Source organism: Ruegeria sp. AA6 (assembly GCF_056542865.1).
On the sequence record NZ_JBQGAN010000056.1, the window covers coordinates 1 to 7,334 of the forward strand.

The 7,334-nt window shown below is 57.8% G+C and carries 10 protein-coding genes; 3 read left to right on the forward strand and 7 right to left on the reverse strand.

Features of this window, described 5'->3' with window-relative positions; genetic code table 11:
- Positions 1-109 precede the first annotated feature (109 nt).
- Complete coding sequence (gene pdxR, locus ACR0LN_RS23635) at positions 110-1,570, reverse strand: MocR-like pyridoxine biosynthesis transcription factor PdxR (protein WP_480433174.1); 1,461 nt, start codon at positions 1,568-1,570, stop codon at positions 110-112.
- A gap of 134 nt (positions 1,571-1,704) precedes the next feature.
- Here pdxR and ACR0LN_RS23640 point away from each other — a divergent pair, with 134 nt between their 5' ends.
- Positions 1,705-2,013, forward strand: a complete 309-nt coding sequence (locus ACR0LN_RS23640) for an ArsR/SmtB family transcription factor (RefSeq protein WP_480433175.1) — start codon at positions 1,705-1,707, stop codon at positions 2,011-2,013.
- Entirely contained in the window at positions 2,006-3,034 is a 1,029-nt protein-coding gene (locus ACR0LN_RS23645; protein WP_480433177.1) for a permease, read from the forward strand. The genes ACR0LN_RS23640 and ACR0LN_RS23645 overlap by 8 nt, the downstream gene beginning before the upstream one ends.
- A gap of 38 nt (positions 3,035-3,072) precedes the next feature.
- Here the strand turns inward: ACR0LN_RS23645 and ACR0LN_RS23650 are convergent, their stop codons facing one another.
- Both ACR0LN_RS23650 and ACR0LN_RS23655 read right to left on the reverse strand, forming a co-directional pair.
- Positions 3,073-3,465, reverse strand: a complete 393-nt coding sequence (locus ACR0LN_RS23650; RefSeq protein WP_480433179.1) for a hypothetical protein — start codon at positions 3,463-3,465, stop codon at positions 3,073-3,075.
- Positions 3,466-3,517: 52 nt separating this feature from the next.
- Complete coding sequence (locus ACR0LN_RS23655; protein ID WP_480433181.1) at positions 3,518-4,279, reverse strand: DUF1013 domain-containing protein; 762 nt, start codon at positions 4,277-4,279, stop codon at positions 3,518-3,520.
- A gap of 130 nt (positions 4,280-4,409) precedes the next feature.
- Between ACR0LN_RS23655 and ACR0LN_RS23660 the strand changes: the two genes are divergently transcribed.
- Positions 4,410-5,051, forward strand: a complete 642-nt coding sequence (locus ACR0LN_RS23660; protein WP_480433182.1) for a ribonuclease T2 family protein — start codon at positions 4,410-4,412, stop codon at positions 5,049-5,051.
- On the opposite strand, the gene ACR0LN_RS23665 is transcribed toward ACR0LN_RS23660, so the two are convergent.
- From ACR0LN_RS23665 to ACR0LN_RS23680, 4 genes are all read right to left on the reverse strand, one after another.
- Positions 5,048-5,536 carry a hypothetical protein gene (locus ACR0LN_RS23665; protein ID WP_480433183.1) on the reverse strand — a complete coding sequence of 163 codons (489 nt, stop codon included), beginning with the start codon at positions 5,534-5,536 and terminating at the stop codon, positions 5,048-5,050. The two genes, ACR0LN_RS23660 and ACR0LN_RS23665, sit on opposite strands and share 4 nt — an antisense overlap.
- Before the next feature lie 142 nt (positions 5,537-5,678).
- Entirely contained in the window at positions 5,679-6,161 is a 483-nt protein-coding gene (locus tag ACR0LN_RS23670) for a hypothetical protein (protein ID WP_480433184.1), read from the reverse strand.
- Between the two features lie 27 nt (positions 6,162-6,188).
- Positions 6,189-6,782, reverse strand: a complete 594-nt coding sequence (recR, locus tag ACR0LN_RS23675; RefSeq protein ID WP_480433186.1) for a recombination mediator RecR — start codon at positions 6,780-6,782, stop codon at positions 6,189-6,191.
- A gap of 64 nt (positions 6,783-6,846) precedes the next feature.
- A complete protein-coding gene (locus ACR0LN_RS23680; RefSeq protein ID WP_170387688.1) occupies positions 6,847-7,191 on the reverse strand; it encodes a YbaB/EbfC family nucleoid-associated protein in 345 nt (114 codons plus the stop codon).
- Positions 7,192-7,334: the final 143 nt, after the last annotated feature.

Sequence of the window (7,334 nt, forward strand, 5' to 3'; positions counted from 1 at the left end):
CATATAGAAAACGGCCGGACACACCGCCCCGCCTTTGAATACGGTTTTGACCCATCAAACAACACGGCGTTAGGGCCAGAACGAAAGGCGGGCTAGGTCCAGTCTGGCGCTAATAGGTGCGGATGGCATCCGCGATCAGTTTCACACCCGGTTCGATGCGGTCCTGCCGGATCGAGGAGTATCCAAGGCGGTAAAAATTCCGCGGTTGATTTGGCCCGGAGAAAAACGACGCACCGGGTTCGATATGGACGCTCTGCCCCTGCAAATTTCGCGCCAGTACGGACGTGTCAACATTGTCTGGGGCAGACATCCACAGAGACGAGCCGCCCATAATGCCGCGCCCGGCGACGGTCAGCCCATGTTGCTCGATAGCGTCGTCCAATGCCTTGCGCCGTTGTGCCAACGCTTTGGACATTCGCCTGATCTGGGCGTCGTAGTGGCCGAGAGACAGGAAATAGGCCGCCGTTCGTTGCATATGCCCGGGCGGGTGGCGCAGCACCAATGAGCGCAGCGCCCGCGCCTCGCGGATAAACGGCTCGGAACCGACCATGTAGCCCAGCCGCAAACCGGGAAAAAGCGATTTTGAGAAGCTGCCAACATATATCACACGGCCGTCGCGATCCATGGACTTGAGCGCCGGAGAAGGTGCGCCCAGAAAGGCCATTTCAAACTCGTAGTCATCCTCGACCACCATCGCGTCAAGTTCGCGCGCTCGTTCCAGCAGTTTGTGCCGACGATCGACAGGCATGGTTGCTGTTGTCGGGCTTTGATGGCTTGGGGTGGTGAATATTACGTTGGTATTGCGGGGCAAATCATCCGGGGGGAGGCCGTCCCGATCAACGGGCAATGGCGTTACATCGCAATCCCAATGCTCCAGCAGGCTGCGCAGTGAATAGTAGCAGGGGTTTTCGATCACCGCATTGCGATTGTGGGTCAGCAAAATGCGTGACGCCAGCCACAGCGCGTTTTGCGCGCCCATAGTGATCAGAATCTCTTCGGGTCGGGCTGCGATGCCGCGGCGGGGCAGGGTGTGGCGGGCAATAAATTCAACCAGCAACGGGTCGTCCTGATCTACGTAATCGGCGGTCAGCGACGCAAAATCCTTGTGCCCCAATGCCCTGACCGCGCAGAGCCGCCAATTGGCATGGTCGAACAAGGTTCGGTCGGCTTGCCCGTAAATGAAGGGATAACGGTAGTCGCGCCAGTCGGCGGGTTTCGAAAGCATGTCTCCGCCCGAGAACCGGCGAGCCAGTGCCTTGTCCCAATCAACTGTTTCGGCCCTGCGTTGAAGCGGGGTGTATTTCGGCGGCACCGGCGCGTTTTGCGATACATAGTATCCCGAGCGCCCCTTTGCGGTCAGGTAGTCATTGGCGAGCAATTCAGTATAGGCCAACGTCACGGTAATCCTGCTGACACCCAGATGCGCTGCCAGTTTGCGCGAGGATGGCAGCTTTTCTCCGACGTGAAAGCGCCCCGACAGAATGCCCTCGGCAATCATCTGCTGGATCTGTGCCTGCAGTGTGCCTTGTCCATTGAGCTCAAGAAAGAATGTGTCGACCGATATTGCCATGCGGCCTTATAGGTTGGACTTATTGGCAGGGCAATCTGGACTTACGGATTTCTCGAGATTTTGTGACTTATGGGTTGACCCGTCAAACCCACTTAGCTAAATAACTAGAAGTATAGTTTAATGGAGTGGATGAAATGTGGGAAACCGCTGCAGCAGGGTTTTCAGCGATGGGGTCCGAGGCCCGGCTGAAGGTCTTGAAGACTTTGGTTCGGGCCGGGCAGGCGGGGCTTACCGTTGGAGAGATTCAAGAGCGGACGGGCATCGCCCCGTCGACATTAGCGCATCACCTTCGGTTCCTGGCTGCCGGTGGGGTGGTGGAGCAAGAGAAGGTCGGGCGCAGTACGATCAACCGTGCCTGTTATGACGAGTTGAGAGATCTGGCGCAGTTTATTCTTGCCGAATGCTGCGCGGACGAAGTGGAAAAGGCTGCGAACGATGGCTGAGTTGACACAAAACCCCAAGGCGTCGGTTAAAGTGCTTGAGCTGATCAAAACGCCCTGGGCGCTGATCGTCGCCATCCTTGTTGCCGTAGCCGTGCTGGACCCAGATAATTGGGGCGAAGTCGTGACCTTTGCCGCAAAGGCACTGGCCCATACAGGTCAGTACATCCTGTTTGCCGTTTTGTTGCTGTCCTATCTGAAGGCGACCGGGGCCGAGGTGATGGTCGCGCGCGCCTTTGAAGGGCGCGAGACGCGGATGATATTTCTGGCCGCGCTGTTCGGCGGTTTGGCGCCATTCTGCTCCTGCGAGGTCATTCCGTTCATTGCCGGATTGCTGGCCTTGGGTGCGCCTTTGTCCGCTGTGATGGCATTCTGGCTGAGTTCCCCTCTGATCGATCCGCCGACCCTGCTGATTACTGCTGGTGCTTTGGGCTGGCCCTTTGCGATTGGCAAAGCTGTTGCTGCAGTAGCGCTGGGGCTTTTCGGAGGGTTCGTTGTTCGGGGACTGACACGTTCGGGCGCGTTTGCCGAGCCCTTGCGCGAATACAAACCGGCTGGCTGCTGTGGGTGTGGGCCAAAGCAGGACGAAAAACCCGTCTGGCGGTTCTGGCACGAGCCCGAGCGACGTCAGCGGTTCAAGTCAGAGTTCATTCACAACGGGCTGTTCCTTCTGAAATGGCTGGCATTGGCCTATGTGCTAGAAGCGTTGCTGGTCAGCTACGTGCCCGCCGATCTGATCGCCCGTGTGGTTGGGGGTGAAGGGATCGTTCCCATCGTGATCGCAGCATTGGTTGGAATGCCTGCTTATCTGAACTCATACGTCGCACCGCCGCTGTTGGCGGGGTTGACCGAACAGGGGATGAGCGCGGGTGCGGCGATGTCGTTCATGGTGGCTGGGGCCGTCAGCTCGATCCCGGCCATGGCAGCGGTCTGGTCGCTGGTCAAGCCGAAGGTCTTTGCCACCTATCTGGGGTTGGGGATCACCGGCGCGATCATAGCTGGAATCCTGTTCCAGATGATCTAAAGGAAAAACCGCCCGGAGGTGCCTCCGGGCGGTTTTGCTTATTGGTTGGCCTCGCAGAGGCTCGGCATTTTGAACCTGTACCGCGCCTCGCCACTTTCGACGAAGACACGTTTTTCCACGCAGGCGGTGGTGCCGACGGTTCGCGCGACATGTTCTTTGGGTTCGTTAATGGACGTGGCCGAGCCATCGGGCAACTGAACCGAGGCTATGACGCCGTATTTCAGATCCCCGTTTACCGGAGTCGCCGACAGAACCGATACTGTCAGGTACGAGTCATGTTCGTGTGTGCCATCGTCATTGATAATCAGGAGCACGGTTGCAATTGTGATGGTGCCGACAATGCCAAGCGCCAACAAACCCCATGTTTTCAGAAACGCATAGATAGACACGGCGCGGTGCGGGCCAAAAATCTTGGACAGAATAGTCAGCATGATTTCCCTGTGAAAAAAGCCCCAGCCTGTTCAGGCCGGGGCTATCTGAGCGTTAAGGGCGCAGATCGTCTTCGTCTTCTTCCTCGGCCCCGCCTTTGGGCAGGTTGAAGAAGCTGTCGGCGTCGATGATCGGCTCGTCCTCTTTTTCTTCGACGGGTTCGTCGGACAAGGAGAATGTTTCCAGACCTTCGATGGCGGTCGGGATTTTCGGCGCAGCATCCATTTCCAGAGACTGCTCGGTCGAAACCAGCTTGCGGCGTTCGTCATCGCTCATGACGCCACCTTCGGCCGCTTTCTTGGCAGCGGCTTTCTGAACGATGGCGTCCAGTTCCGACTGTTTGCACAGGCCCAGAGCAACCGGGTCGATCGGCTGCATGTTGGCGATGTTCCAGTGGGTGCGCTCGCGGATCGACTGGATGGTCGGCTTGGTGGTGCCGACCAGCTTGGCAATCTGGCCGTCGCTGAGTTCGGGGTGGAACTTGACCAGCCACAGGATCGAGTTCGGACGGTCCTGACGTTTGGACAGCGGGGTATAGCGCGGACCACGGCGTTTTTCCTCGCCCGAGGCGGCTGGGTTGAACTTGAGCTTCAGCTTGTGCAGCGGGTTGTTCTGCGCCGAGTCGATCTCTTCCTGGGTCAGCTGGTTGTTGGCGATGGGGTCGAACCCTTTGACGCCAGCGGCCACATCGCCATCGGCGATTCCCTGCACTTCCAATTCGTGCATGCCTACGAAATCCGCGATCTGCTTGAAGCTGATCGTGGTGTTGTCCACCAGCCATACGGCTGTTGCCTTGGCCATAAGCGGTTTTGCCATCAGCCCGTCTCCTATAAATACATCTGTCCCGTCGCCGGAATTCGGCGGCCCCTTGGTCTTGGGGCAGGTTTCCGTTGTCGGGGAACTTGGGGCCTATATAGTCGCGGCAAGTCAAGAAGGGAAGAGGCGAATGCTGCGGCGGGTTTTGGGGCTTGTTTTGTGGACGTTCAGCGCAGCGACCGCGTTGGCGGATGGCGAAAAGGCAGGTGAGTTCGACTACTATGTCCTGTCGCTCAGCTGGTCACCCAACTGGTGTGCCCGCGAAGGCGATGCGCGCGGGTCGGATCAATGCGACGCACACCATGACCACGGATGGATATTGCACGGGCTCTGGCCGCAATACCATCAGGGTTGGCCCGCGTTTTGCCGCACACCCGAGGCACCGCCAACGCGCCGCATGACCCGTAATATGGCGGATATTCAGGGCTCGTCCGGACTGGCGTGGCATCAATGGAAGAAACACGGCACCTGTTCAGGACTGTCCGCGCCGGATTATTTCGCTCTGTCACGGCAGGCTTACGCGCAGGTCGAGCGACCGCAGGTTTTCCGCAAGCTGGACTCGTCGGTCAAACTGCCCGCCTCGGTGGTGGAAGAAGCGTTTCTGAAAGCCAACCCCGCGCTGGACCGTGACATGATTACCGTCACCTGTAAGCAGGGTTACATCGAAGAAGTGCGCCTGTGTCTGTCCCGCGATCTTGAGCCGGTGACCTGTGGCCGCGACGTGATCAAGGATTGCACGGCAAAGGACGCCCTGTTCGATCCGATTCGTTAAAGCTCGCCGCTTTGACATTCCCGTGCATATTCCAGCGCCTTGGCTGTGCCTTTCAGATCAATCGCCATCACCACTTCGCCTGCTGGGTTGTAAACGGTCATCGTCCTGTTCTGAGCGATGGCGTTGACGAAACTCCGGTCGGTGAAGAAGACGGTCGCCCCTGGTACCCGGCCCTGATTGAAACCGAGGGCGGTGGCGTCAAAGCTCTTGCCGTCCAGCTCGAACCGGATCGGATAGCTTTTGCCCTGCTCGATCTCACCCCAGGCCTTGTTGAAAACGGCGAAGTACCCGCGATTGTCCAGCGCGTCATAGCCGATCCGCACCACCGAGAGGTCCTGATACACCGTCTGGATCAGGCACCCGTTGCCAAGCGCAGGGTCCATCATGATGTTCCAGCCTTCGACAAAGCCCTTGTCGATGAGTTCTTGAGACAAGGCGGCGGTTGCGGTGAAGGTGGCGAAGGTGAGGGCGAGAAGGCGGGTCATTGGAAACGTCCTGAATGCGTGAAGATATGATCTGTTACAGAAAGGTTTATCGGCATTATTAAGAAATTTGCTAGTTTCCATCGTCGAAAATAAGCCAATGGTAAGAATATCTACGTGAGTACGGCCACAGGTTTGCTAACGTTTATTGGCAGGTATCCGAAGTTAGTACGCTAAGGTCATCACGAAGAACGGCTGCGACGTCTTCGGCATAGCACGCAAGAGATTTGTAACCTGTGGCACTAAGGGAATAGAAGATGAAACGAATTTTCGTGCCATCGCTTCTCGTTGCCGTGGCTCTGTTTCTCACTGCATCATCTGGAAGGTTTTTCACTTTGCTCCAAAGCGGAGACAGCACCTTTGTTGGTGGAACACGATCAACATCCTTCCAACTGTCCAATAAGAGGACAACAACGTCTGTTTCGTCGATTTCTAAGGGTCGCGCCTCAGAATCTACGTTATCATTATTGTTAGCGATAGCCTCATAAAATGCGTCTAGTGTGTCTTTGTTCATTGCAGAGAACACAGCTAATCTGAGTTTTTCAGTATTGTCAGCCAGTACCGAGCCGGAAAAGCCAAGACTGGCCGCTGCTATGGCGAATGCTTTGAATGGTATTCCAATCTTCATTTAAGTCTCACCGATGCAATTGGGAACCTACAACTCCTTCCGCGCCCTCAACGCCGCCGTAATCGTCCCGTCATCCAGATAATCCAGCTCACCTCCAATCGGCACGCCTTGCGCCAATGAGGTCAGGCGGACCTGTCCCTCCAACTGATCCGCGATGTAATGGGCGGTGGTCTGGCCGTCGACGGTGGCGTTCAGGGCGAGGATGATCTCGGTGATGCCCTCGGCCGTCACTCGATCCTTGAGGCGGGGGATGCGAAGCTCGTCAGGGCCGACGCCGTCCAACGCTGAAAGTGTTCCGCCCAGAACGTGATAGCGGCCCTTGAAGACGCCCGCGCGCTCCATCGCCCAGAGGTCGGCAACGTCCTCGACCACGCACAGTTCTCCGGTCGCGCGGTCCTCGCTGTCGCAGATGTCACAGATATCGGTGGTGCCGACGTTGCCGCAGTTCAGGCATTCGCGGGAGGTGGCCGCGACCTGCTGCATCGCGTCCGAAAGGGGCGTCAGCAGCAGGGCGCGTTTGCGGATCAGATGCAGCACCGCACGACGGGCCGAGCGGGGGCCGAGGCCCGGCAACTTGGCCATCAGGTCGATCAGGTTGTCGATATCGCTGTTCGAACTCACGGCGCGGGCTCCTGCAAATGGGCCGGGCAAAGGTGTCCGGCCTTGGGGTCGTCAGGAGTGTCTATCAGAACGGCAGCTTGATGTCTGCGGGCAGGCCCATGCTTTCGGTCAGTTTTGCCATCTCGGCCTGAGAACGCTCGGCAGCCTTGGTTTGGGCGTCCTTGATGGCCGCCAGGATCAGGTCCTCGACCACTTCCTTGTCGTCGCCATTGAAGATCGACGGGTCGATGTCCAGACCTTTCAACTCACCTTTGGCGGTTGCGGTCGCTTTCACGAGGCCAGCGCCGGATTCGCCGACAACCATCAGGTTGTTTAGTTCTTCCTGCATGTCCGTCATCTTGGTCTGCAAATCCTGTGCGGATTTCATCATCTTGGCCATGTCGCCCAGACCGCCTAGTCCTTTGAGCATCAGTATTCTCCTGTAATACGCTTTGCCGCCTAAATACGGATGGCACCCGTGCGGCACAAGGGGGCAGGGGCTCCCGTCCGTCGTCAAGGTCTTTTACAAGACCTCTCCTCCCGTTGGGCCCGGCAGCGCGGGCGTTGCCCGCG